Below are 23,986 nucleotides of genomic sequence, written 5' to 3'. Positions count from 1 at the left end.
CGATGAGCACGGGGCCTGGATACTCCGGCGACGAGGAGGCGAGCACGTTCGAGGACGTGGTCGATTCCTTCGCGCTGGGCTCCGGTCGCGGCCGTCGGAAGCACAGGAAGGACAGGGCCGAACCCGGTGGCCGGCGTGAACAGCAGGAACAGCCCCGCCGGGCGACCTCACCCACCGAGGCGCACACAGGTGCCGGCAACCCTGCCGGCGCCTGGCACACAACCGGAGAGGAGCAGCCTGTGTCGGCCGAAGCCGTCCCGTTGCCTCCAGCAGAAGAGACGGGGTTCGTACGCCCCTACGCCATTACCGGGGGACGGACGAAGGCGAACCACCCGCTGGAACTGGAGACCTTGGTCTCCACGCGGGATGGTGCTTTGATGGCGGTGCCCGACCAGCTCGAGCACCAGCTGATCATGGAGGAGTGCCGGAACCCGCGATCGGTCGCGGAGATCGCCGCGATCCTGCGCGTGCCCTTCGGTGTCGCCAGGGTGCTGATCAGTGACGCGGCCGACGCGGGGCTGGTCACCGTACACAAGACGATCTCCGGCGACGAGGGCGCCGAGGCGCATTTGATGTTGATGGAAAGGGTTTTGAGTGGACTCCGTCGGCTTTAAGGCACCGCGGGAATCCGCGCCGAAGACCATGACGTCGGCCAAGATCGTCGTGGCGGGCGGGTTCGGTGCGGGCAAGACGACGTTCGTCGGTTCGGTGTCGGAGATCGTGCCGCTGACGACCGAGGCGATGATGACGGACGCCAGTGCCGGCATCGACAACCTCGACGCGACGCCGAACAAGTCGACGACCACGGTGGCCATGGACTTCGGCCGGGTGTCGCTCGACGAGGACCTGATCCTGTACTTGTTCGGCACGCCGGGTCAGCAGCGCTTCTGGTTCATGTGGGACGACCTCGTCCGGGGTGCGATCGGCGCGGTCGTCCTCGCCGACACCAGGCGCCTCGCCGACTCGTTCGCCCCGGTGGACTTCTTCGAGGACCGGGGCCTGCCCTACATCGTCGGCGTCAACACGTTCGACGGCGTGCTGCAGCACGATCTGAACGACGTGCGGGAAGCGCTGTCGGTGGACCCGAGCATCCCGCTGGTTCGCTGCGACGCCCGCGACAGGGAGTCGACCAAGCAGACGCTCATCACGCTGGTCGAGTACGCGATGCGGCAGTGGATCGCGATGCGCTCGGCGACTCCCGCGCGCTGACCTGCCGCTGAATCGGTTCCGAGTGGGCTGAGACGCCCGTCACGGCACTGCTCGGTTTTAAAACAGTAGGAAGTCCAAGTATTTTGGAGGCATGACCACCGAGCTGCACCGGCCCGCGCATCCCGTCCGGTTCGTGACCTCGTCGAGCCTGTTCGACGGTCACGACGCGTCCATCAACATCATGCGGCGCATCCTGCAGTCCCAGGGCGCCGAGGTGGTCCACCTCGGGCACAACAGGTCGGTGGACGAGGTCGTGACGGCCGCCATCTCCGAGGACGCGCAGGGCGTGGCGATCAGCGCGTACCAGGGCGGCCACGTCGAGTACTTCTCCTACCTGGTCGAACTGCTCCGTGAGCGCGGCGCGGGCCACATCAAGGTCTTCGGTGGCGGTGGCGGCGTCATCGTCCGCGAGGAGATCGAGCTGCTGCACTCGCGCGGTGTCGCCCGGATCTTCTCGCCGGACGACGGCCTCGAGATGGGGCTGCCCGGCATGATCAACTCGATGATCCGGGCCTGCGACGTGGACCTCGCGGCCGAGCCAGGCGGCTCGATCGAGCGGCTGCTCTCCGGGGACATGCCGACGCTCGCGCGCGTCATCACCCGGTTGCAGCAGCAGGTGCTTCCGGCGGAGTGGCTCAGTGCGATCACCGAGGCCGCGAGGTCGCGCACGGTGCCCGTGCTGGGGATCACGGGCACCGGTGGCTCGGGCAAGTCCTCGCTGACCGACGAGCTGGTGCGCCGCTTCCGGCTCGACCAGGAGGACAAGCTGCGGATCGCCGTGCTCGCGGTCGACCCGTCGCGCCGCCGTGGCGGTGGCGCCCTGCTGGGAGACCGGATCCGGATGAACTGCCTCGACGGCTCGTCCGTCTACTTCCGCTCGATGGCGACGCGGACGGCGAGCGGGGAGATCCCGGCCGGCCTGGACGACTCGATCCTCGCGTGCAAGGCGGCGGGCTACGACCTGGTGATCGTCGAGACGCCCGGTATCGGACAGGGCGACGCGGGCATCATCGATCACGCCGAGGCGTCGCTGTACGTCATGACGCCGGAGTTCGGCGCGGCGTCACAGCTCGAGAAGATCGACATGCTCGATTTCGCGGACGTGGTCGCCATCAACAAGTTCGAGCGGCGCGGCGCCGAGGACGCCCGGCGTGACGTCGCCCGCCAGCTCGTGCGCAACCGGGAGGCGTTCGGCGCCGACCCGGAGGACATGCCCGTGTTCGGCACGAGCGCCGCGAAGTTCAACGACGACGGCGTGACCGCGCTGTACCAGCATCTGCGCGACCTGCTCGCCGACCGTGGCCTCTCGGTGTCGCCCGGAACGCTGCCCGCGGTGCCGGGCAAGGTCTCCACCGAGGTCAGCACCATCATCCCGGCCAACCGCACGCGCTACCTCGCCGATATCGCCGACACGGTCCGCGGCTACCACGAGCGCACCCGGCGGCAGGTCGAGGCCGTGCGCGCGAGGGATCACCTCGCGGCCGCGCGCGACGCGCTGGCAGCCGACGGAGCCGACACCGGGGCGATCGACCGGCTGCTCGGGTCGGCCGAGTCCGCTGTGGACGGTGACATCGCCGAGCTGCTGCGCGGCTACGACGAGCTGGCCGAGTCCTACCGGGGCGAGGAGCTGGTGTTCACGGTGCGCGACAAGGAGCTGCACACCCAGCTTTGGCGGGACACGCTCTCCGGCAGCCGCATCCCGCGGGTGGCGCTGCCGCGCTACACCGACCGTGGCGAGCTGCTGTCCTTCCTGCGCCGCGAGCACGTTCCCGGCTACTTCCCCTACACGGCAGGGGTCTTCCCGTTCAAGCGGGAAGGGGAGGATCCGGCGCGGATGTTCGCGGGCGAGGGCGACCCGTTCCGCACCAACCGGCGGTTCAAGTACCTCTCGGCCGACTCCGAGGCGAAGCGGCTCTCGACCGCGTTCGACTCGGTGACGCTCTACGGCCACGACCCCGACACGCGGCCGGACATCTACGGCAAGGTCGGCACGTCCGGGGTCTCCATCGCCACGCTCGAGGACATGGAGGTGCTCTACGAGGGGTTCGACCTCACCTCGCCGAGCACCTCGGTGTCGATGACCATCAACGGCCCGGCGCCGACGATCCTGGCGTTCTTCCTCAACACGGCCATCGACCAGCGCGTCGACGCGTTCGTCGCCGAGCACGGCAGGCAGCCGGACGAGCGGGAGCTGGCCGAGCTGCGCGAGTGGGCACTGCGCAACGTGCGGGGCACCGTGCAGGCCGACATCCTCAAGGAGGACCAGGGGCAGAATACCTGCATCTTCTCCACCGAGTTCTCGCTGCGGATGATGTCCGACATCCAGGAGTGGTTCATCGAGCACGGGGTGCGCAACTTCTACTCGGTGTCCATCTCCGGCTACCACATCGCCGAGGCCGGGGCGAACCCGATCTCGCAGCTCGCGTTCACCCTCGCCAACGGGTTCACCTACGTGGAGTCCTACCTGGCGCGCGGGATGGACATCGACGACTTCGCGCCGAACCTGTCGTTCTTCTTCTCCAACGGCATGGACGCCGAGTACTCGGTGCTCGGCCGGGTCGCCCGCCGCGTCTGGGCGATCGCGATGAAGGAGCGTTACGGAGCCAACGAGCGTTCGCAGAAGCTCAAGTACCACGTGCAGACCTCGGGCCGCTCGCTGCACGCGCAGGAGATGAGCTTCAACGACATCCGCACCACGCTGCAGGCGCTGTGCGCGCTGTACGACAACGCGAACTCGTTGCACACCAACGCCTACGACGAGGCGATCACGACGCCGACGGAGAGCTCGGTGCGCCGCGCGATGGCCATCCAGATGATCGTCAACAAGGAGTGGGGCCTTTCGAAGAACGAGAACCCGCTACAGGGCTCGTTCATCATCGACGAGCTGACCGATCTGGTGGAGGAGGCCGTGCTCACGGAGTTCGACCGCATCTCCGAGCGGGGCGGCGTGCTCGGCGCGATGGAGACCGGCTACCAGCGCGGCAAGATCCAGGACGAGTCGATCACCTACGAGCGGCTCAAGCACGACGGCTCGCTGCCGATCGTCGGGGTGAACACGTTCCGCAACCCGCACCCCGAGGACGACGAGGTCGAGGTCGAACTGGCCAGGGCAACCGAGGACGAGAAGCGCTCGCAGCTGAAGCGGCTCGCCGACTTCCAGCGCAGGCACCACGACGAGGCGCAGGCGGCGCTGCGGGCGCTGCGGGAGGCGGCCACGCGCGGTGACAACGTCTTCGCCGTGCTCATGGACGCCGCACGAGTGTGCTCGCTCGGCCAGATCACGGAGGCCTTCTTCGAGGTGGGCGGCCAGTACCGCCGCAACGTCTGACCCCGCTCCAGTGGGAACAAAGGCGGGGGTTCGCGGGTTCGAAGATCATATGAAGTTCGGGATCTCCACCTTCGTGACCGATGAGGGCATCCGGCCGGACGCGCTGGCCAGTGCGCTGGAGGAGCGTGGCTTCGACTCGCTCTTCCTCGCCGAGCACTCGCACATCCCCGCCAGCAGGGAGACGCCCTACCCGGGCGGCGGCGAGATGCCCCGGGTGTACTACCGCACGCTCGACCCGTTCGTCGCGCTGACGGCGGCCGCGACGGCGTCGGAGCGGCTGCTGCTCGGCACCGGGGTCGCCCTGCTGATCCAGCGCGACGTCTTCCACACCGCCAAGGAGGTCGCCAGCCTGGACTTGCTCTCCGGTGGCCGGTTCCTCTTCGGCGTCGGGGTGGGCTGGAACCGCGAGGAGATGCGCGACCACGGCACCGACCCGCGCACCCGCGGCGCGCTGCTGAACGAGCAGCTGCAGGCCCTGAAGGCGATCTGGACGCGGGACGAGGCGGAGTTCCACGGCAAGCACGTCGAGTTCGGCCCGGCGTTCTCGTGGCCGAAGCCGGTACAGCGGCCGCACCCGCCCATCTACATCGGCGGGGAGAGCCCGGCCGCGCTCGCCCGGCTCGCCGAGCACGGCGACGGCTGGCTGCCCCGGCCGCACACCGAGCCCGACGAGATCAACCGGGTCCGTGACCGGCTCGCCGAACAGGGCAGGCCCGGCCTGCCCGTGAGCATCTTCGGCGCCGGCCGCGACGAGGAGCGGATCGCCCGCTGGGCCGACGCCGGTGTCGAGCGGGTCACCTTCCTGCTCGGCACGAAGCCGGAGAGCGAGACGCTGCGCAGGCTGGACGAGCTCGCGGCGATCATGGAACGGCATCGATGACCTGCGCGGCGGTCCCGGGGGTAGGTTGAGCAGCGGAGGCAACCGGGGCACGCAGAAGGGTGGAGCAGTTCGTGAGTGAAGTCCAGATCGGCATCGCGGCCGCGCTCGAGCAGTTCGCGCCGAGGGAGTCCGTGCAGCTCGCCGCGCTGGCCGAGCGGCACGGGTTCTCCGGGCAGATGGCCGCCGACCACTTCCAGCCGTGGGTACCGGCGCAGGGTGAGGCCTCGTTCGTGTGGAGCGTGCTGGCCTCGCTCGCCGAGAACACCACCGGTGACCTCGGTCCCGGTGTGACCTGCCCGTCGTTCCGGCAGCATCCCGCGATGGTCGCGCAGGCCGCCGCGACGCTGGAGGCCACCTACCCCGGGCGGACCTGGCTGGGCATCGGCTCGGGCGAGGCACTCAACGAGCACATCGTCGGCGGCTACTGGCCGGAGGCGCCCGAGCGGGTGCGCCGGATGTTCGAGGCGCTGGAGATCATCAACAAGCTGTTCAGCGGCAAGGATGTCAAGCACAGCGGTGAGTTCTTCAAGCTGCACACCACGCGGCTGTGGACCCTGCCGGACGCGCCACCGCCGGTCTACATCGCCTCGGCGGGCCCGTACACCTCCCGCAAGACCGGCGAGCTGGCCGACGGGCTGATCACGCCCGGCGCCTCGCTGGAGAAGCTCGCCGGCATCCTGGACAACTTCGGCAAGGGGGCGCGGAAGGCGGGCAAGGACCCGGACGCCATGCCGAAGCTGTTGCAGGTGCACCTGTCGTGGGCCGCGACCGACGACGAGGCCTGGAAGAACGCGCTGGAGCAGTGGCCGAACGGCGGGATGAAGTTCCCGAAGGCCGACGTCCGCTCGCCGTTCGACTTCGAGCAGATGGCCAAGCTGGTCCGGCCCGAGGACTTCGAGGGCCGCATGGTGGTCTCCTCGGACCCGGACGTGCACCGCGCGGCGCTGCAGAAGTTCGTCGACGCCGGCTTCAACCGCATCTACGTGCACAACGTGGGCCGCAACCAGGAGGAGTGGCTCGAGGTCTTCGGCCGGGACGTGCTGCCCAAGCTCACCGCCTGAGCCCGCGACCGTCGTGAGTGGCTGCACGAGTTCTCACTCGCGTGCGCACTCACGAGGGTCCCTAGTCGAGCAGCAGGTGCACCGAGAGTTCGAGGCGGTTGGCGACGTCGGTGGCCGACGCGCGCCGGGTCACCCAGGCCACCAGGTTGGCCATCCACACGTCGGCGATCACATGGAAGACCGCGCGGTCGTGCTCGGTCGGGTCGTCGATGCCCATCGCCTTGGCGAACATGCTCTCCATGAGGCGGCCGACCAGCTCCACCTCGGCGGCCGCGGTGGTGTCGGCGAACATGAACGCCCGCACCATCGCCTCGGTCAGATGCGGGTCGCGCTGCATCAGCCGGGTGTTGCGGCCGAGGACGAACAGCAGCCGTTCGGTCGGCGTGTCGCCGGGGATCGAGCCGCGGTCGAGCTTGTCCTGCGCCTGTTCGAACTCACGCGCCAGGCCCGAGACGAGCAGGTGGATCTTGGAGGGGAAGTAGCGGTAGAGGGTGCCGAGGGCGACGTCGGCGCGTTCGGCGACGGCCCGCATCTGCACCGCGTCGTAGCCGCCCTTGGCGGCGAGCGCGAGCGTGGCGTCGAGGATGCGCTTGCGCCGGTCACGCTGTGCGGCCGACCCGAGCTCCCCGTCGCCGATCGTGCTCAGGGTGCCTCCGCGGGCCTTGCCCTGGGCCGGCGCCTTGGGCTTGCTTGCCATCGGCATTCCCCTTGATCGCAGAACCTGTTCCACTTCGCATCCGTAGCGTACCTAACGTTATGCGGTGCCGTCGGCTGGGGTTTTGCGTGCAAAACTGAAACACGTTCTATAGTGGGTGCGCTGGCAGCCGTTCGTACTGGAGGCAAGCCCATGCCGATCGCGATCACCGATGAGCAGCATGCACTGGCCGAGTCGATCCGGGACTGGGCCGCCGGCCGGCGGCCGGGCGCGGACGAGCGGACCGGCCTCGCCGGGATCGGCCTTTTCGCGATCGCCGTGCCGACGGAACTGGGCGGCGCGGGCGCGGGGGTGGCCGAGCTCGCTGCCGGGGTCGAGGAGACCGCCACGGCGCTCGTGCCGGGCGCGCTGTTCGGCAGCCTGCTGGCGGGCCTTGCGCTGTCCCGCGTGCCGGACTCGCCGGTGGCCAAGGAGCTGGTACCGGCGCTGGCCGAGGGCTCCGCTCATGCCGCCGTGGCATTCGACGCGGGCGGACTGCGGGCCACGAGGACACCGGACGGCGGACTGGTGGTGTCCGGCCGCACGGGTCCGGTGCCGGATGCCGCCGACGACGCCCACCTGCTCCTGGCCGCCAAGGCCGGTGCCGAGCGGGTGTGGTTCGCGCTGCCGCCCGGCCGGGCCCGCGTCGTCCCGGGCACACCGTTCGACCACTCGCGCGAGCTGGCGACCGTCGAGCTCGACGACACGGCCGTGCCCGCACAGGAACTGCTGCCCGGGATGCCGGTGGCGGAGCTGGCCGCGACGCTTGCCGCCGCCGAGGCCGCCGGGGTCGCGTCGTGGTGCGTCCGGACGGCGAGTGAGCACGCGAAGGTACGTGAGCAGTTCGGCCGCCCGATCGGCTCCTTCCAGGCGGTCAAGCACCTCTGCGCGGAGATGCTCTGCCGCGCCGAGCTCGCCGCCGCTCTGGCCTGGGACGCGGCCCGCGCCGCGGACGACGATCCCGGCCAGCACGCGCTCGCCGCGGCCGTCGCCGCCGGTGGCGCGCTCGACGCCGCGGTGGACAACGCGAAGGACTGCATCCAGGTGCTCGGCGGGATCGGTTTCACCTGGGAGCACGACGCGCACCGGTACCTGCGGCGTGCGGTGTCGCTGCGGCAGCTGCTCGGCGGGTCGGCACGCTGGCGGCGCCGTGCCGCCGAGCTCACGCGCGGCGGCACGCGGCGGCGCCTCGACGTGGACCTGGCCGCCTACGGCGACGACGGCTTCGCCGGGCAGGCCAGGCGCGTGGCCACCGAGATCGCGGCGCTGGAACCGGAGCGGCGGCGCGCCAGGCTCGCCGAGACCGGCTATCTCGTGCCGCACTGGCCGAAGCCGTACGGGCTCGGTGCCTCCCCGGCGCGGCAGCTCGTGATCGACGCCGAGCTGAGCCGCGCCGGTATCCGCAGGCCCTACCTGGTGATCGGCGGGTGGGCAGCGCCGACGATCCTGCGGCACGGCTCGGCCGAGCAGCAGGACCGCTTCGTCGGCCCCACCCTGCGCGGTGAGATCACCTGGTGTCAGCTCTTCAGCGAACCCGGGGCCGGCTCCGATCTGGCCTCGCTGCGCACGAGGGCGCGGCGGGTGGACGGCGGCTGGCGGCTCACCGGCCAGAAGGTGTGGACCTCGCTCGCGCACGAGGCGGACTGGGCGATCTGTCTCGCCCGCACCGACCCGGACGCGCCGAAGCACCGCGGCATCACCTACTTCCTCGTGGACATGCACAGCGCGGGCATCGACATCCGGCCGTTGCGGGAGATCACCGGAGAGTCGGTGTTCAACGAGGTCTTCCTCGACGACGTGTTCGTTCCCGACGATGCGGTGGTCGGCGAGGTCAACGGTGGCTGGCGGCTGGCGCGCTCCACGCTGGCCGACGAACGGGTCGCGCTCAGCGGCGGCTCCTCGGTCGGCGAGGGGGTCGAGCGGCTGCTCGAACGGCATGCGGAGCTGGACGCGGAACGGCTCGGCGGGCTGGTGGTGCACGGGTCGGCGGCGTCGGTGCTCGAACTGCGGGCGACGCTGAACCGGCTCGGCGGCCGAGAGTCGGGGGCGGAGTCGAGCGTGCGCAAGCTGATGGGCGTGCGGCACCGGCAGGCCGTGGCGGAGGTCGCGCTCGACGCGCTCGGCCCGGCCGGCGCGATGGCGGGGGAGCCGGAGGCGGACGAGGTGCGGCACGAGTTCCTGCTCTCCCGCTGCCTGAGCATCGCGGGCGGCACCACGCAGGTGCTGCTCAACCTGGTGGGCGAACGCCTCCTGAACCTGCCGCGAGACTGACTCGTGAGTGCGCACACGAGTTAGAACTCGCGTGCGCACTCACGAGCCACGCTGGGTCGGGAGGTTGTCGGGGTGCTGCCATATCGTTGGCCGCGTGGAGTTCGGACCGGCCACCCTGGCCACCTACCTTCCCGCCGACCCGCCGCGGGAGGGCGCCCTCGCGCTGTGGGGCGACATCGCGGGCGACACGCCCGTGGAGCTCGTGCTGCCCGCGGGCAGCACCTACCGGCGGACCAGGGTCGACGCGCGGGTTCTCCCGCTCGCCGACGCGCTGCCGGCCCTGCTCTCCACCGACGCCGGTGTCGCCGGTGTCGCGGGGAATGCCGGTGCCGCCGGAGCGTGCGTGCGCGCCTGGTCGGCCGCCGTCAACGCCGGGCTGAACCTGATCGCCCGCGGCAGGCTCCGGCCCGCCGTGAGCCCCGGCGGGTTGGGTGCCTGGCGCGTCGGCCCGCTGGACACGGCCGACGAGCTGCTGCTGCGCGACCTCGCCGCAGCCCTGCCGCCGGAGGCGCACGCGCTGCCGATCTCCGGGGTCAAGCGCATCCGCCTGCACTCGCCGCAGTCGCTGATCCGCGCGCTCTGGGACGCCACGGCCGACCTGCTGGTCCGCACACCCGCCGCGGACCTGACCCCCGGTGCCGCACCGTTCGCCGCCCCCCGTGCCCTGCCGCTGGCGGCCGCGGACGCGAGCTGGCTGTCCGAACAGGACGACCACAGCTCCGCCGGTGCCCAGCTGCAACTGCGTGTCGAGCCGAGGGACGACGGGTTCGCCGGAGTGCTCGCCCTGCGCAGCGTCGCCGACCCGAGCCTCGTGGTCGACGCGGAGACGCTCTGGACGGCGTCCGCCGCCGTTCTGTCCCGCTTCGGTGAGCAGGCCGAGGCCCAGCTGCTGCTCGGCCTGCGCCGCGGTGCGCGGGCGTGGCCGCCGCTGGAACGCACGCTGCGCGCGGCCGCGCCCACGGTGCTCACCCTCGCCGACGACGAGGTCGTGGACCTGCTGGAGAACGGCAGCGCGGCACTCGGCGGCGCGGGTATCGAGGTGCTCTGGCCGAAAGGCCTGTTCGCCGACGACCTCGAGGTACGCGCCGGCGCCACCCGCGCGCCGGGCAGCGAGTCCGGCCCGGCCTTCGCGCTGACCGAGCTGCTGAGGTTCCGCTGGCAGCTGACCCTCGGCGGCCGGGAGCTCACCGAGGAGGAGGTGACCGCCCTCGCCGAGGCCAAGCGGCCGCTGGTGCGGCTGCGCGGGCAGTGGGTCAGGGCCGACCCGGGCCTGCTGGCGAAACTGCGCGGCGCGCAGGGGAGCGCGCCGGAGACGCTGAGCGGTGCCGAGGCCCTGCGGGCGGCCCTCACCGGGTCGCTGGACCTCGACGGCGAGCAGGTGGACTTCGCCCCGCCGGACGCGCTCGCCGAGCTGCTCGACGGGCTGCGCGGGGCGGCGGCGGAAGCCGTCGAGCCGGACACCGACCTGCAGGCCACGCTGCGGCCCTACCAGCGGGCGGGGCTCGGCTGGCTGGCGAGAATGACCGGGTTGGGGCTCGGCGGCTGCCTCGCCGACGACATGGGGCTCGGCAAGACCGTGCAGCTGATCGCGCTGCACCTGCACCGGCGGCCGCTCGCGGCGGGACCGACACTCGTGCTGTGCCCCACCTCGCTGCTGGGCAACTGGGAACGCGAGTTCGCGAGGTTCGCGCCGAAAGTGCCGGTGCGCCGCTTCCACGGCGGTGGCCGCCACCTCGACGACGTGGCGCCCGACGAGGTGGTGCTCGCCACCTACGGCGTGCTTCGCCGGGACCGGACCGGGCTGGCCGAGGTGAGCTGGGGCCTCGTCGCGGCCGACGAGGCGCAGCACGTGAAGAACCCGCTTTCGGTCACCGCCACGCAGCTGCGCCGCATCCCGGCCGCCGCGCGGGTGGCGCTGACCGGGACGCCGATGGAGAACCGGCTCACCGAACTCTGGTCCATCCTGGACTGGACGACCCCGGGCCTGCTGGGCTCGCTGCAGCACTTCCGTCGCACCCTCGCCAGGCCGGTGGAGCGGGACGCCGACGCGGCCGCGACCGAGCGGCTCGCGGCGGCGGTGCGCCCGTTCCTGTTGCGGCGCCGCAAGACCGACCCGGACATCGCGCCCGAGTTGCCGCGCAAGACCGAGACCGACCGGTTCGTGCCGCTGACCGCCGAGCAGACGACGTTGTACGAGGCGGTGGTGCGCGAGAACCTCGCCGCCATCCGGGAGGCGCACGGCATCCAGCGACGCGGGCAGGTGCTGAAGCTGCTCACCGAGCTCAAGCAGATCTGCAACCATCCCGCCCAGTACCTCAAGCAGCGGGCGCCGCTGGCGGGGCGCTCGGGCAAGCTCGCCGCCTTCGAGGACCTGCTCGACGTGATCGTCGACGAGGGCGAGTCCGTGCTCGTGTTCAGCCAGTACGTGCGGCTGTGCCGGCTGCTCGAGGCCCGGCTCGCCGACCGTGGTGTGCCCACCCAGCTGCTGTCCGGCTCGACCACGCCGCGGCGGCGCGAGGAGATGGTGGAGCGGTTCCAGAGCGGTGCCGTGCCCGTCTTCCTGCTCTCCCTCAAGGCGGGCGGCGTCGGCCTCAACCTCACCAGGGCGACGCACGTCGTGCACTACGACCGCTGGTGGAACCCGGCGGTGGAAGACCAGGCGACCGATCGCGCGTACCGCATCGGCCAGGACCGGCCGGTGCAGGTGCACCGGCTGATCGCCGAGGGCACTCTCGAGGACCGGATCGCGACGGTGCTGGAGGCCAAGCGGGGCCTCGCCGAGGCCGTCGTCGGCGCGGGGGAGGACTGGATCACCGAGCTCTCCGATGCCGAGATCACCGACCTGGTGCGGCTGGGCGGGCGCTGATGCCCAGGCGGAACTTCGGCGGCACCTGGTGGGGGCGGTCCTGGGTGCGGGCGCTGGAGGACCGGGCCAGCCTCGACCCGAACCGCCTGCCGAGGGGCCGGACCTACGCGCGCAAGGACCAGGTCGGCGCCCTCACCGTCGAGCCGGGGCGGATCTCGGCGCGGGTGCGCGGCAGCAGGGCCACGCCGTACCGCGTCACCGTGGGCGTGCACCGGTTCGCCGACGACCAGTGGGACGTCCTGCTCGGCACCATCTCCTGGCAGGCGGGCTACGCCGCAGCGCTGCTCGACGCGGAGCTGCCTCCCGACCTCGCCGAGCACGCGCGGGCCGCCGGAGCCGACCTGCTGCCCGGACCGGGCGACCTGCGGCCGCGCTGTTCGTGCCCCGACTCGGCCAACCCGTGCAAGCACGCCGCCGCGGTCTGCTACCTGGTCGCCGACGAGGTGGACGCCGACCCGTTCGTGCTGTTCCTGCTGCGCGGCCGCGGCCGCGACGAGCTGTTCGCGGAACTGCGGGCGCGTCGCGGCCGGCCGGCCGGTGCGGGTGCCGCGCCGGGAGCCGAGCGGGGGCTCGCGCCCCGCGAGGCGTTCGCGCGCGTGCCGGGGCCGCTGCCCGCCCGGCCCGCGGCGCCGCTCGCGGCGGGACGGCCCGCCGTGCTGCCCAGCGATCCGCCGCCCGCCTCGGAGCTGTGCGGGCAGGCGCTGGCGGAGCTCGCCGCGGACGCCGCGGCCCGGGCATGGGAGCTGCTGCGCGGTGGCGGCGCCGGCCTCGCGCTGACGGCCGAGGAGGACCTCGCCCGCCGGGCCGCCGGCCAGCCGCTGGAAGGGCTTGCCGGACTCGCCGCGGCCGCCGGGGTCACACCGCGCGAACTCGCGCGCCGGGCCGCGGCGTGGCGCGCGGGTGGCGCGGGCGGGCTCGCCGTCACCGGCACCGCCTGGCGGCCTCCGCCCGCGCCGATCGCCGAGGCCAGGGCCGAGCTCGCCGAGTCGGGGCTGCCCGGGACGACGACGGTGTGGCGCAACCGCGTCACCCGCGGCCCGGTACAGCTACGGTTCGGCGCGGACGGCCGGTGGTACCGGTTCCGCCGGGCAGGCGGCGGCTGGGTGCTGACCGGGCCGGGCGCGCGGCGGCCCCTGGACCTGCTGGCCGATCAGGACTGATCAGGACTGAACGAGCCGGTGCGCGTACGCCCACTCCAGGAACCGTTCGACCCCGCGGACCACGTGCGCGCTGCGGATCGAAGGGAAGATGTCGAACGCGTGCTGGGCACCGGGGATCTCGGCGTAGGGCACCGGGTTCGCCGACACCTCCCGGAGCCTGCGCACGAATTCCCGCGCCTCCCTGGCGGGCACCAGCGTGTCCTGCTCGCCGTGGACGACGAAGAACGGTGGCGCCTTCTCGTTGATCCGGTCCAGCGGTGAGGCGGCGACGTAGTCGTCGAGGAACTCCGCCGGGTCCTTGCCGACGACATAGCGGGCCAGCAGCCGGTGCAGCCGCAGCGTGCTCGCCCGCGACCCGCTGGTCGCGGCGAAGTCGTAGACGCCGTAGTGGGGTACGCAGGCCTGCACGCTGGTGTCGGCGTCCTCGAAGCCCGGCTGTAGCGCGGCGTCGCCGGGGGTGAGCGCGAGCAGCGCGGCCAGGTGCCCGCCCGCCGAGCCGCCGGTCGCCGCGACGAACGTGGGATCTCCTCCGTAGCCGGCGATGTTGTCGTGGATCCAGCCGAGCGCCCGCTTGGCGGCGATGATGTGCTCGGGCCAGCGGGCGGCGGGGGAGAGGGGGTAGTTGATCGCGACGCAGATCCAGCCGCGCTGCGCCATGTGCTGCATCAGCGGGATGCCCTGCTCGTCCTTGTTGCCGATAATCCACGCGCCACCGTGGACCTGGAGCAGCACGGGCCTGCCGGACACGGGTTCGCGCGGCCGGTGGACGTCGAGCAGGAACCGTTTGCCGCCGTCGGCGTAGGCGATGTCCCGGTCCCGCCGCACGTACGGGTTGCGCATCCGGAACGGCAGCACGAGCTGGCCCCACGGGGTGGCGAGGTCGGCGGGGTCCGGTGGGTGTTCCAGGTCCTTGTCGTAGCCGGGGCCGAGGGTCTCGGTCAGCGCGTGCTCGACCGCGCCGTGTGCACGCTGTGCCGTGCGGATGAGCGTGCCGAGACCCGCGGCCGAGACGGCCGACATCGCCATGCCCACGCGGTCCGCCCGGGGCGGGCCCCGGCGGGCGAGGTGCGCGGCGGTGTCGGCGGCCGTCAGCGCGAGCAGGTGCGGTGCCAGCTCGGCGGTGAGCCAGCCGGCGAAGAACGCGGGGATCGACGTCCGCGCGCCCCGCAGTGGGCGCAGGGCGTTGGCGGTCAGCGCGAGTTGCAGTGCCCTGCGGGTCCGGAAGCTCGGGTGCATGGCCTGAGGGTAGCCACGTGCTCGCCTACCCTTGACCACGTGCAGCAACTCAGTGGCCTCGACGCGAGTTTCCTCTACCTGGAGACGTCCGCGCAGCTGCTGCACGTGTGCGCGCTGGTCACCGTCGACCCGGCGACCGTGCCCGGCGGGTACGACTTCGCGAAGCTCAAGGCCGGGCTGGCGGAACGGGTGGCGCTCGCGCCGCCGTTCCGGCGCAGGCTGCACAACTCGCTGCTGAACCTGAACCACCCGGTGTGGGTCGAGGACGAGGACTTCGATCTCGACCATCACGTGCACCAGATCGCGGTGCCACCCCCGGGCGGCCGGGCGGAGCTCGCCGAGCTGTGCGCGCATATCGCGGGCCAGCCGCTCGACCGCTCCCGCCCGCTCTGGGACATGCACGTGATCGAGGGACTCGACAACGGTGGCGTCGCCGTGCTGGTGAAGATGCACCACGCCAGCGTCGACGGGGTGAGCGGAGCTAGCCTGCTGACCTACCTGACCGGAACCGAACCGGACTCGCCACCGCCGGACCCGGGGCCCGGCGCCAGGACCACCCCGGCGCCGCCGCGACCGCTGGACATGCTCCGGCGCAGCACGCTGGCCGTCGCGCGGCGGCCGGTGGAGATGGCGCGCCTGCTGCCCGGCCTGCTCACGATCGCGCCAAGGTGGGTGGGCAGGTCGCTGCAGGGCAAGGGCATGGCGACACCGTTCACCGCACCGCGGATCTCGTTCAACGGGACCATCACGGGCCATCGCGCCGTCGCCTACACCCAGGTGGACCTGGCCGGTGTCAAGGCGGTGAAGGACGCCTTCGGCGTCACCGTCAACGACGTCGTGCTGGCGATGTGCGCCGGGGCGCTGCGGCGGTTCCTCACCGCGCGGGCCGAGCTGCCGAAAGACCCGCTGGTGGCGACCGTGCCGGTGTCGGTGCACGGGCGGAGCAGCCGGGCCGGCGGCAGCAACAAGATCTCGGCGTTCTTCGCGTCGCTGCCCACGCACCTGGCCGATCCGGCGGCGCGCGTCTTCATGATCGCCGAGAACAACCGGCGCTCGAAGGCGCACCACCGCACGATCGACGCCGACATGCTCCAGGACTGGGCGCAGTTCGCGGCCGCGACCAGCTTCGGACTCGCGGTACGCGCGTACTCGGCGCTGCGGCTCGCGGAACGGCACGCGGTGATCCACAACCTGATCATCTCCAACGTGCCAGGGCCACCCATGCCGCTGTACCTACTCGGCGCGCGCGTCACCGGGCTGTACCCGCTCGGTCCGGTGTTCCACGGCGCCGGGTTGAACGTCACCGTGCTGTCCAACGACGGCCGGGTGAACGTCGGGCTGCTCGGCGCACGAGAACTTGTTACAGATCTGTGGCCGCTCGCCGACGCCATGCCCGAAGCCCTCCAGGAACTCCTCGACGCACGCCCTGCGAGCTGACCGGTCACGAGTCAGGGGGTTGCCGTGATCGCCTGTTGTGGTTAAGACTAGAACAGGTTTCAGTATTGGGCACAGGCGAGGGGTGCGCGTGGACTTCATCCTCGACGAGGACCAGCAGGCGATCGCCGGACTCACGGCCGACGTCCTGCGCCGGGAGAGTGAGCCGGACGCGGCCTGGCGCGCGCTCGCCAAGGCCGGTCTGCTGTCGCTGGCGCTGCCCGCCGAACTGGACGGGGACGGTCTCGGCGTGGCCGAGGTCGCGGTGGTGCTCACCGAGGTCGGCCGCGCGGCCGCACCGCTGCCCGCGCTGGCGACGCTGGCGCTCGGCGTGCTGCCCGTCGAGCACCTCGGGGGCGCCGACCAGCGCGCGGAGCTGCTGCCCGACGTCTCCTGCGGTGACGCCGTACTCACCGCGGCGCTGCACGAACCGTCCGACCCGCTCACCACCCGTCCGGCGACCACCGCCACCGGCGGATCGGGCGACTGGCTGCTGACCGGCGTCAAGACGGCGGTGCCGTACGCCGCCACGGCGCGGCGCGTCCTCGTACCCGCCTCGATGCCCGGCGGCACCGGCGTGTTCCTCGTGAACCCGGCCGGGGCGGGGGTCACGCTGACCGCCACCCGTACCGCGACCGGTGCCCCCGAGTACACGATGCGCCTCACCGGCGCGCCGGTCGCGGAGTCCGGCCTGCTCGACACCCGCGTGCCCGGCGAGTCGGTCGCGGTGCTGCACCGCTACGCCCTCGCCGGGGCGGTGGCGCTCGGTGACGGCGCCCTCGCCGGTGCTCTCGCCCTGACCACCGGTCACCTCGGTACCCGGGAGCAGTTCGGCCGCCCGCTCGCGACCTTCCAGGCGGTGGCCCAGGAGATCGCCGATGTCTACATCGCCTCGCGCACCGTGCACCTCGCGGCCCTGAGCGCCGCGTGGCGGCTGGCCTCCGGCCTCGACCCCGACGGCGAACTGGACATCGCGGCCTACTGGCTGGCCGAGGAGGCGCCGCGCGCCATGGCCGCCTGCCATCACCTGCACGGCGGTCTCGGCGTCGACGCCGACTACCCGCTGCACCGCTACTCCTCGCTGGTCAAGGACCTGGCACGCGCCGTGGGCGGAGCGGCGACGCGGCTGGACCGGCTCGGCGAGCTCGTGGGAGGTGCGTGATGTACCCGGAACTGACCTCGGCGCAGCGGGCGCTGCGCGACGAGCTGCGCCGCTACTTCGCCGGGCTGGTCTCGCCGGAGGAGCGCAGGGCGATGCTGCGCGAGCGGCACGGGCCGGTGTACCGCGAGATCGTGCGCAGGATGGGCCGCGACGGCTGGCTCGGCCTCGGCTGGCCCGTCGAGTACGGCGGGCGTGGCCTTGGCCCGGTCGAGCAGCATCTCTTCGCCGACGAGGCGGCCAGGGCAGATGTCCAGCTGCCCTCGGTGACGCTGCAGACGGTCGGCCCGACGTTGCAGCAGTTCGGTACCGCGGAGCAGAAATCCCGCTTCCTGCCGCGGATCCTCGCCGGGGAGGTGCACTTCGCGATCGGCTACAGCGAACCGGAGGCGGGCACCGACCTGGCTTCGCTGCGCACATCCGCGGTGCGGCGGGGCGGGGAGTACGTGGTCAACGGCCAGAAGATCTTCACGACGGGCGGGCACGACGCCGACTTCGTCTGGCTCGCCGTGCGCACCGATCCCGGGGCGCCCAAGCACAAGGGCATCTCGATCCTGATCGTCGACACCACCGACCCCGGCTACTCGTGGACGCCGATCATCACCTGCGACGGGGCGCACCACGTCAACGCCACCTACTACTCCGATGTCCGGGTACCGGCGGACATGCTGGTGGGCGAGGAGAACCGTGGCTGGAAGATGATCACCACCCAGCTCAACCACGAACGCGTGATGCTCGGGCCCGCCGGCCGGATCGGCGGCCTGTACGACCGGGTGCGCGAGTGGGCGTCCACCCGCAAGACCCCGGCCGGGACCCCGCTGCTGGACCTGCCCGACGTGCGGCGCGCGCTCGGCGAGACACTGGCGGTGACCCGGATCAACGAGCTGCTCAACTGGCAGGTGACGGCGTCCGAGCCCGGTGCGGTGGCCGACGCGTCCGCGACCAAGGTGTTCGGATCGGAGCGGATCCAGCGGGCGAGCCGGCTGCTGGAGGAGATCGTCGCCAGGCACGGGGATCCGGCCGATCCGGCGACCGGCGAGCTGGCCGAATGGCTGGACGTGCTCGCCAAGCGCAACCTCGTGCTGACCTTCGGCGGTGGTGTCAACGAGATCCAGCGGGAGCTGATCGCCATGTTCGGTCTGGAGCTGCCGAGGGTGCCTCGATGAGAGGCATCGAAGAAGCGGCGAAACATATTGCCGCACAAGGAGAATCGCGAGCCCGCCTCGCGCGTGACCCGGTGAACCAGGCGATGGTGAACAACTGGGTGGAGGCGCTCGGCGACGGCAACCCGGCCTACACCGACCCGGAGTTCGCGCGCGGCTCCGTGCACGGTGGCCTGGTCGCACCGCCCGCGATGGCGCAGGTGTGGACCATGAACGGCCTGCACGGCACGCGCGCCGACGACGACCCGCTCGGCGCGATGATGTCCGTGCTGGACGAGGCGGGTTACACCTCGGTCGTCGCGACCGACTCGGAGCAGACCTATCACCGCTACCTGCGCCACGGCGAGCACGTGGCGGCATCGACGCGGCTGGAGGGCGTCGTGGGCCCGAAGCGCACGGCACTCGGTGAGGGCTGGTTCGTCACGACGCGCACCACCTGGTCGGTGGCAGGCGAGCCGGTCGCCGAGATGATGTTCCGGGTGCTGAAGTTCCGCCCCGCGGGCGAACCTGCGCCGGCGCCCGATCCGGCCGCGGTCCTGCGGCCGGTGATCAGCAGGGACACCGAGTTCTTCTGGGCGGGTACCAGGGTGGGTGAGCTGCGCATCCAGCGGTGGGGCGGCGGCACGCTGCGGCATCCGCCAGGGCCGGTGGCACCCAACGGCGACCTCGCCGCGAAGCCGGACCACGTCGTGGCCAACGGGACCGGCACGGTCTACAGCTACGTGGTCCATCACCATCCGAAGGTGCCCGGCAAGCGCCCCCCGTTCGTCGTGGCGCTCGTCGAGCTGGACGAGGGAGTGCGGATGCTGGGCGAGTTGCTCGACGCCGGGCCGGAGGACGTCTACATAGGACTTCCGGTCGAGGTGAGCTTCGTGCGGGTGGACGACGAGCTCACGTTGCCTGCGTGGAAGGTGCGGTCATGAACGCCGGGGTCGGCACCGAGCTGCCGCAGCTGAGCATCGAGATCACGCCGACGTTCGTCGTGAGCACGGCCATCGCCACGCGCGACTTCCAGGACGTGCACCACGACCGTGACGCGGCCGTGGCGCGTGGCTCGAAGGACATCTTCGTCAACATCCTGACCGACACCGGCCTGGTCCAGCGGTTCGTCACCGACTGGGCGGGGCCGGAGGCGCTGATCAGGTCGATCCGGATCCGGCTCGGGGTGCCGTGCTACGCCTACGACACGCTCACCTTCACCGGCCGGGTCACCGGCCGCGACGGTGCGGACGCGGACATCGCCGTCACCGGCACCGGCGGCCTCGGCGACCACGTCTCCGGCACGGTCCGGGTCACCCTGCCGGGAGGGCCCGCATGACACTGCCGGGAAAGGCGGCGATCGCGGGCATCGGCGCCACCGAGTTCTCCAAGGACTCCGGCCGCAGCGAACTGCGACTCGCCGCCGAAGCCGTGAGCGCCGCGCTGGCCGACGCCGGCCTCAAGCCGTCCGATGTGGACGGACTTGTCACGTTCACGATGGATGGCAACGCCGAGATCGCGGTCGCCCGCGAGCTGGGCATCCCGGAGCTGTCGTTCTTCAGCCGCGTCCACTACGGCGGGGGAGCGGCGGCCGCCACGGTGCAGCAGGCCGCGATGGCCGTGGCGACCGGGGTGGCCGACGTGGTGGTGGCTTACCGGGCGTTCAACGAGCGCTCCGGGCACCGGTTCGGCCAGGTTTCGGGAGCCGCCGCCCAGCAGGTGAACACCTCCGGCGTGGACAACGCCTTCCACTATCCGATGGGCCTGGCGACCCCGGCGGCGACGGTGGCGATGGTGGCGCAGCGTTACCTGCACACCTACGGCGCGACGAGCGAGGACTTCGGCCGGGTTGCCGTGGTCGACCGCGAGCACGCCGCGACCAACCCGAACGCATGGTTCTTCGGCCAGCCGATCACCCTCGCGGAGCACCAGGCATCACGCTGGGTCGCCGAACCGCTGCACCTGCTCGACTGCTGCCAGGAGAGCGACGGCGGCGTCGCACTGGTGGTCACGAGCACCGAGCGGGCTCGCGACCTGCCACGTCCACCTGCGGTGATCGCGGCGGCGGCGCAGGGCAGCGGGCCGGACCAGTACATCATGACCAGCTACTACCGGGACGACCTCGCGGCGCTGCCCGAGATGGGCGTGGTCGGCGGGCAGCTGTGGCGGCAGGCCGGGATCACCCAGGCGGACGTCGACGTGGCCGTGCTCTACGACCACTTCACGCCCTATGTCCTGATGCAGCTGGAGGAGCTGGGTTTCTGTGGGCGCGGTGAGGCGAAGGACTTCGTCCGCGACGGTGCCCTCGGCCTCGACGGCGCGCTGCCGCTCAACCCGCACGGCGGTCAGCTCGGGGAGGCCTACATCCACGGGATGAACGGCATCGCCGAGGCCGTGCGGCAGATCCGCGGCAGCGCGGTGAACCAGGTCGGCGGCGTCCGTCACGTGCTGGTGACCGCGGGCACCGGCGTGCCCACCAGCGGTCTGGTCCTCGCGGCGTCCTGAACGACCTCCCCGATGCGGCACCGGTCGCGTTGAACGCACCGAATGCCACATTGGGCTTGCGACGGCGGGGGCGGGAGTGGGATCACCTGCTTGACGGCTGGTGGGGGGTGGCGGCGTCTGCCACGGTGATCGAGACGTTCTCCCCGGACGCCGAGCGAGGCTGGAATGCACATCCCGGTGGTCGTGGCGTGGATTCTCACCGGTGCCTTCCTCCTGCTGAGCGTCCCGTGCCTGAGCAGGCTGGTCCGGCTCGACTACCCGCGGCTCGGCAGCGGGCTCCGGCAGGTGGACCTGGCGGGGCTGCTGATGGCGCTGGCGATGGTGGCGATGGCCTCACCGGTCGGCGCTCCGGTGCCCACGGCGGGCTGGCAGGCGCTGTTCCTGCTCACCGGGGCGTGGTTCCTCGCCGCAGCACTCTGGCGCCGGGCGCCCGCCTGGCAGGGGGTGTGCCGGCGCTGCCACCTGCATCATGCGGTGGCGTCACTGGGAATGCTCTACATGCTGGCGGCCATGCCGCACGACGAGGCCGGGCACGGGCCGTGGCCCGCGATGTCCACCGCCGACGCGTCCGTGACGCTGGCCTGGCCGGTGGTGGCGGCACTGGCGGCGGTGTACTTCGCGGTCGACGGGACGCACTCGGCGGTGCGGGCGTTCCGGGCGGCGCGCACCGACGGCATGGCCACGATGCCCGCCGGGTTCGCCTCCCGGACCGTGTGCCGGACGGTGATGGGCCTCGGCATGGGCTACATGTTCGCGACGGGCCTCTGAGCGCCTGGTCACCTCTCGTGAGTGCGCACGCGAGTTAGAACACTGTTACGCACTCACGACCGGTGACCTGCGGAAACAGTGTTCATGGCAGAAGCTGGGCGGGGTGGAGGACGGCGTCGGAGAGTACCGGGGCCTCACCGCGGTCGAGCGAGCACGCGGTGACGAGCAGCCGGTCGCCGTCGCGCCACACCCGGGTGCGCAGCGTCTCGCCCGGCAGCATGATCCCGGCGAACTTCGCCGACCAGGCGCCTACGCGGGTCACGTCGGCGTCCAGGAGCGCATCGGTGACGGCCTTGGCGACGATGCCGTAGGTGCACAGGCCGTGCAGGATCGGTAGGTCGAACCCGGCCGCGCGGGCGAACTCCGGGTCGGCGTGCAGCGGGTTGCGGTCGCCGCAGAGCCGGTACAGCAGCGCCTGCTGCGGAAGTGTCGGCGTATCGAGGACGAAGTCCGGCTCCCGGTCCGGCAGCTCGACGCGGTCGGAGGTGCCGCGCTCACCGCCGAAGCCGCCCTCGCCGCGGGCGAAGATGCTCGACCGGGCCGTCCACAACGGATCGCCGGACGGATCGGTCACCTCGGTCTCCTGGCGGATCACCGCGGCCTTGCCCTTGTCGAGCACGTCGGTGATGCGGGAGCGGGCCACCGCCTTCCCCTCGACCGGGATCGGCCGGTGCACGACGACTTCCTGGGTGCCGTGGACCACCTTGGCGAGGTCGATGTCGATGCCGGGAAACGACACCGCGGGCGGCTCGAAGGTACGGAAGTTGGGCGCCACCGTCGCGAACGTCGGCAGCACCCGCAGGCCGCTCTCGTAGACGTAGCGCAGCTCGCGCGGGTCGGTCGGAGGATCACCCGCGCCGAGCGCGAGGTGGTAGAGCAGGACGTCGGAGGCCGTCCAGCCGAACGTCGTCTCACCGAGATCGGCCCCGATGGCGGTCTGCACGTCGATGGGCATGCGGGTGGCTCCCTCACTCGTAGCTGACCGAGACCTCGTCGGTGACCGGCATCGACTGGCACGCCAGCACGATCCCCTCGTCGATGTCCTCGGTCTCCAGGACCTCGTTGTGCAGCATCTTCACCTCACCGGAGGTGATGCGGCAAGCGCACGCGCTGCACTGACCCTCGCGGCAGGAGAACGGCGCGTCCAGGCCGCGGTCGAGCAGGAAGTCCAGCAGCTTCTGCCCGCGCGGCCAGTCGAACGTGTGCTCGGCACCGTCCAGCGCGACGGTCAGGCGGGCGGGTTCGGCCGTGCCCTCGGCGCCGTCGGTGCCGGGCTCCGCGCTCGGCTCGACCGGTCTCGCCTGCTCGAAAGGGTTCCCGCCGAGGGAGACGAACTTCTCGGTGTGGATGCGCGCCCGGGGCAGGCCGAGCGACTTCAGCGCCGTGGTGGCCGCCGACATGAACGGCCGCGGTCCGCAGACGAACGCCTCCCGCTCGGCGAATGGGGCGGCCAGCGCGCGCAGATGGTCGGCCGTCGGCAGCCCCTGCAGCGTCTCCAGCCAGTGCAGGACGACGAGCCGGTCCGGGTGCTTGGTGGCCAGCTCGTGCAATACCCGGCCGAAGATCACCGAGTTCTCGTCCCGGTTGGCGTACACCAGCATCACCCGGCCGGAGCCCGCGGCCAGCACCGAGCGCACGATGGACAGCACCGGCGTGATGCCACTGCCCGCGGCGAACAGCAGCAGGTCGGCGTCCAGCGACGACGGCGTGAACACGCCGCTCGGCGCAAGCACCTCCAGCTCGCTGCCCGCCCGCACGTTGTCGCAGATCCAGTTCGAGGCGTACCCGTCCACGGTGCGCTTGACGGTGATCCGCGGCCTGTCGTCCTCGTGCGGCGAGCTGGACATCGAGTAGCAGCGGGCCACCGAGCCGCACCGGTCACTGGGTACCCGCACGGTGAGGAACTGGCCAGGCCGGTAGTCCAGGCCGGGCGGCACGTCGAACACGACCGAGCAGGCGTCCGCGGTCTCGGCGACCACTTCGGACACTCGCAGCACGTACGAGGTGATCTCAACCATCGCCGGTGAGCCATCCCTCACACGCGGCCTCGGCGATGCTCTCGCTCAGCCGCTCGCACGTGTCGAGCAGTGCCGGATGCACACCGCCCGCCGCCCGCTCGGCGAGCACCGGGCAGCTCGTGGCGGCGTCGGTGGTCCACTGGATGCTCGTGTGCTGCGGGCTGTTCTTCTTCACCAGCACCCTGGTCCCGCAGGAGCGGCAGGACAGCGGGCGCAGCCCCGAGGTGAGGAACTCGTCTCGTTCGGCGAGCACGG

The 23,986-nt window shown here is 71.9% G+C and carries 20 protein-coding genes; 15 read left to right on the top strand and 5 right to left on the bottom strand.

What is annotated here, in order from left to right; translation table 11 throughout:
• The first annotated feature begins 2 nt into the window (after positions 1-2).
• From JAP66_RS32115 to JAP66_RS12385, 5 genes are all read left to right on the top strand, one after another.
• On the top strand, positions 3-614 hold the full coding sequence (locus tag JAP66_RS32115) for a DUF742 domain-containing protein (RefSeq protein WP_235998957.1): 612 nt from the start codon (positions 3-5) through the stop codon (positions 612-614).
• 28 nt (positions 615-642) lie between these two features.
• Positions 643-1,209 carry a GTP-binding protein gene (locus JAP66_RS12400; RefSeq protein WP_199431827.1) on the top strand — a complete coding sequence of 189 codons (567 nt, stop codon included), beginning with the start codon at positions 643-645 and terminating at the stop codon, positions 1,207-1,209.
• A 91-nt stretch (positions 1,210-1,300) separates the two neighbouring features.
• A complete protein-coding gene (gene icmF, locus JAP66_RS12395) occupies positions 1,301-4,537 on the top strand; it encodes a fused isobutyryl-CoA mutase/GTPase IcmF (protein ID WP_199431826.1) in 3,237 nt (1,078 codons plus the stop codon).
• A gap of 49 nt (positions 4,538-4,586) precedes the next feature.
• Positions 4,587-5,417: an LLM class F420-dependent oxidoreductase gene (locus JAP66_RS12390; protein WP_199431825.1), complete on the top strand. Its 831-nt coding sequence runs from the start codon at positions 4,587-4,589 to the stop codon at positions 5,415-5,417.
• 71 nt (positions 5,418-5,488) lie between these two features.
• Positions 5,489-6,478 (top strand): TIGR03557 family F420-dependent LLM class oxidoreductase, encoded by a 990-nt coding sequence (locus JAP66_RS12385; protein ID WP_199431824.1) that lies wholly within the window; start codon positions 5,489-5,491, stop codon positions 6,476-6,478.
• 61 nt (positions 6,479-6,539) lie between these two features.
• Here JAP66_RS12385 and kstR read toward each other — a convergent pair whose 3' ends face one another.
• Positions 6,540-7,175, bottom strand: coding sequence for a cholesterol catabolism transcriptional regulator KstR (gene kstR / locus JAP66_RS12380; RefSeq protein ID WP_199431823.1), 636 nt, complete (start codon positions 7,173-7,175; stop codon positions 6,540-6,542).
• Between the two features lie 150 nt (positions 7,176-7,325).
• Here kstR and JAP66_RS12375 point away from each other — a divergent pair, with 150 nt between their 5' ends.
• The 3 genes from JAP66_RS12375 (at position 7,326) to JAP66_RS12365 (ending at position 13,469) form a co-directional block, all read left to right on the top strand.
• A complete protein-coding gene (locus JAP66_RS12375; RefSeq protein ID WP_199431822.1) occupies positions 7,326-9,443 on the top strand; it encodes an acyl-CoA dehydrogenase family protein in 2,118 nt (705 codons plus the stop codon).
• A gap of 94 nt (positions 9,444-9,537) precedes the next feature.
• On the top strand, positions 9,538-12,309 hold the full coding sequence (locus JAP66_RS12370; RefSeq protein WP_199431821.1) for an SCO1167/SCO6262 family helicase: 2,772 nt from the start codon (positions 9,538-9,540) through the stop codon (positions 12,307-12,309).
• Positions 12,309-13,469 carry an SWIM zinc finger family protein gene (locus JAP66_RS12365; RefSeq protein WP_307849539.1) on the top strand — a complete coding sequence of 387 codons (1,161 nt, stop codon included), beginning with the start codon at positions 12,309-12,311 and terminating at the stop codon, positions 13,467-13,469. Before JAP66_RS12370 ends, JAP66_RS12365 begins: the two co-directional genes overlap by 1 nt.
• On the opposite strand, the gene JAP66_RS12360 is transcribed toward JAP66_RS12365, so the two are convergent.
• Positions 13,470-14,705 carry an alpha/beta hydrolase gene (locus JAP66_RS12360; RefSeq protein WP_199431820.1) on the bottom strand — a complete coding sequence of 412 codons (1,236 nt, stop codon included), beginning with the start codon at positions 14,703-14,705 and terminating at the stop codon, positions 13,470-13,472. It abuts the gene before it with no gap.
• A 39-nt stretch (positions 14,706-14,744) separates the two neighbouring features.
• Between JAP66_RS12360 and JAP66_RS12355 the strand changes: the two genes are divergently transcribed.
• The 7 genes from JAP66_RS12355 to JAP66_RS12325 all read left to right on the top strand — a co-directional run bounded on the left by JAP66_RS12355 (position 14,745) and on the right by JAP66_RS12325 (position 21,713).
• The gene (locus JAP66_RS12355; protein ID WP_199431819.1) at positions 14,745-16,142 is read left to right on the top strand and encodes a WS/DGAT/MGAT family O-acyltransferase; all 1,398 of its coding nucleotides are present in this window, start codon (positions 14,745-14,747) and stop codon (positions 16,140-16,142) included.
• An 88-nt stretch (positions 16,143-16,230) separates the two neighbouring features.
• Positions 16,231-17,301 carry an acyl-CoA dehydrogenase family protein gene (locus JAP66_RS12350; RefSeq protein ID WP_199431818.1) on the top strand — a complete coding sequence of 357 codons (1,071 nt, stop codon included), beginning with the start codon at positions 16,231-16,233 and terminating at the stop codon, positions 17,299-17,301.
• A complete protein-coding gene (locus JAP66_RS12345) occupies positions 17,301-18,464 on the top strand; it encodes an acyl-CoA dehydrogenase family protein (RefSeq protein WP_199431817.1) in 1,164 nt (387 codons plus the stop codon). Before JAP66_RS12350 ends, JAP66_RS12345 begins: the two co-directional genes overlap by 1 nt.
• Entirely contained in the window at positions 18,461-19,384 is a 924-nt protein-coding gene (locus JAP66_RS12340) for a bifunctional MaoC family dehydratase N-terminal/OB-fold nucleic acid binding domain-containing protein (protein ID WP_199431816.1), read from the top strand. The genes JAP66_RS12345 and JAP66_RS12340 overlap by 4 nt, the downstream gene beginning before the upstream one ends.
• Positions 19,381-19,779 (top strand): MaoC family dehydratase, encoded by a 399-nt coding sequence (locus tag JAP66_RS12335; protein WP_199431815.1) that lies wholly within the window; start codon positions 19,381-19,383, stop codon positions 19,777-19,779. The genes JAP66_RS12340 and JAP66_RS12335 overlap by 4 nt, the downstream gene beginning before the upstream one ends.
• Complete coding sequence (locus JAP66_RS12330) at positions 19,776-20,945, top strand: lipid-transfer protein (RefSeq protein WP_199431814.1); 1,170 nt, start codon at positions 19,776-19,778, stop codon at positions 20,943-20,945. The genes JAP66_RS12335 and JAP66_RS12330 overlap by 4 nt, the downstream gene beginning before the upstream one ends.
• Before the next feature lie 165 nt (positions 20,946-21,110).
• Complete coding sequence (locus JAP66_RS12325; RefSeq protein ID WP_199431813.1) at positions 21,111-21,713, top strand: DUF5134 domain-containing protein; 603 nt, start codon at positions 21,111-21,113, stop codon at positions 21,711-21,713.
• A gap of 82 nt (positions 21,714-21,795) precedes the next feature.
• Here JAP66_RS12325 and chsH3 read toward each other — a convergent pair whose 3' ends face one another.
• From chsH3 to JAP66_RS12310, 3 genes are read right to left on the bottom strand one after another with little or no spacing between them, the layout of a single operon-like run.
• On the bottom strand, positions 21,796-22,668 hold the full coding sequence (chsH3, locus tag JAP66_RS12320; protein ID WP_199431812.1) for an enoyl-CoA hydratase ChsH3: 873 nt from the start codon (positions 22,666-22,668) through the stop codon (positions 21,796-21,798).
• A 13-nt stretch (positions 22,669-22,681) separates the two neighbouring features.
• Positions 22,682-23,731 (bottom strand): ferredoxin--NADP reductase, encoded by a 1,050-nt coding sequence (locus JAP66_RS12315; RefSeq protein WP_199431811.1) that lies wholly within the window; start codon positions 23,729-23,731, stop codon positions 22,682-22,684.
• The gene (locus JAP66_RS12310) at positions 23,724-23,984 is read right to left on the bottom strand and encodes a hypothetical protein (RefSeq protein WP_199431810.1); all 261 of its coding nucleotides are present in this window, start codon (positions 23,982-23,984) and stop codon (positions 23,724-23,726) included. Before JAP66_RS12310 ends, JAP66_RS12315 begins: the two co-directional genes overlap by 8 nt.
• Positions 23,985-23,986: the final 2 nt, after the last annotated feature.

The sequence above is a fragment of the Qaidamihabitans albus genome (genome assembly GCF_016464705.1).
Lineage (GTDB): Bacteria > Actinomycetota > Actinomycetes > Mycobacteriales > Pseudonocardiaceae > Qaidamihabitans > Qaidamihabitans albus.
This window is presented reverse-complemented; position numbering and strand designations above follow the sequence as displayed.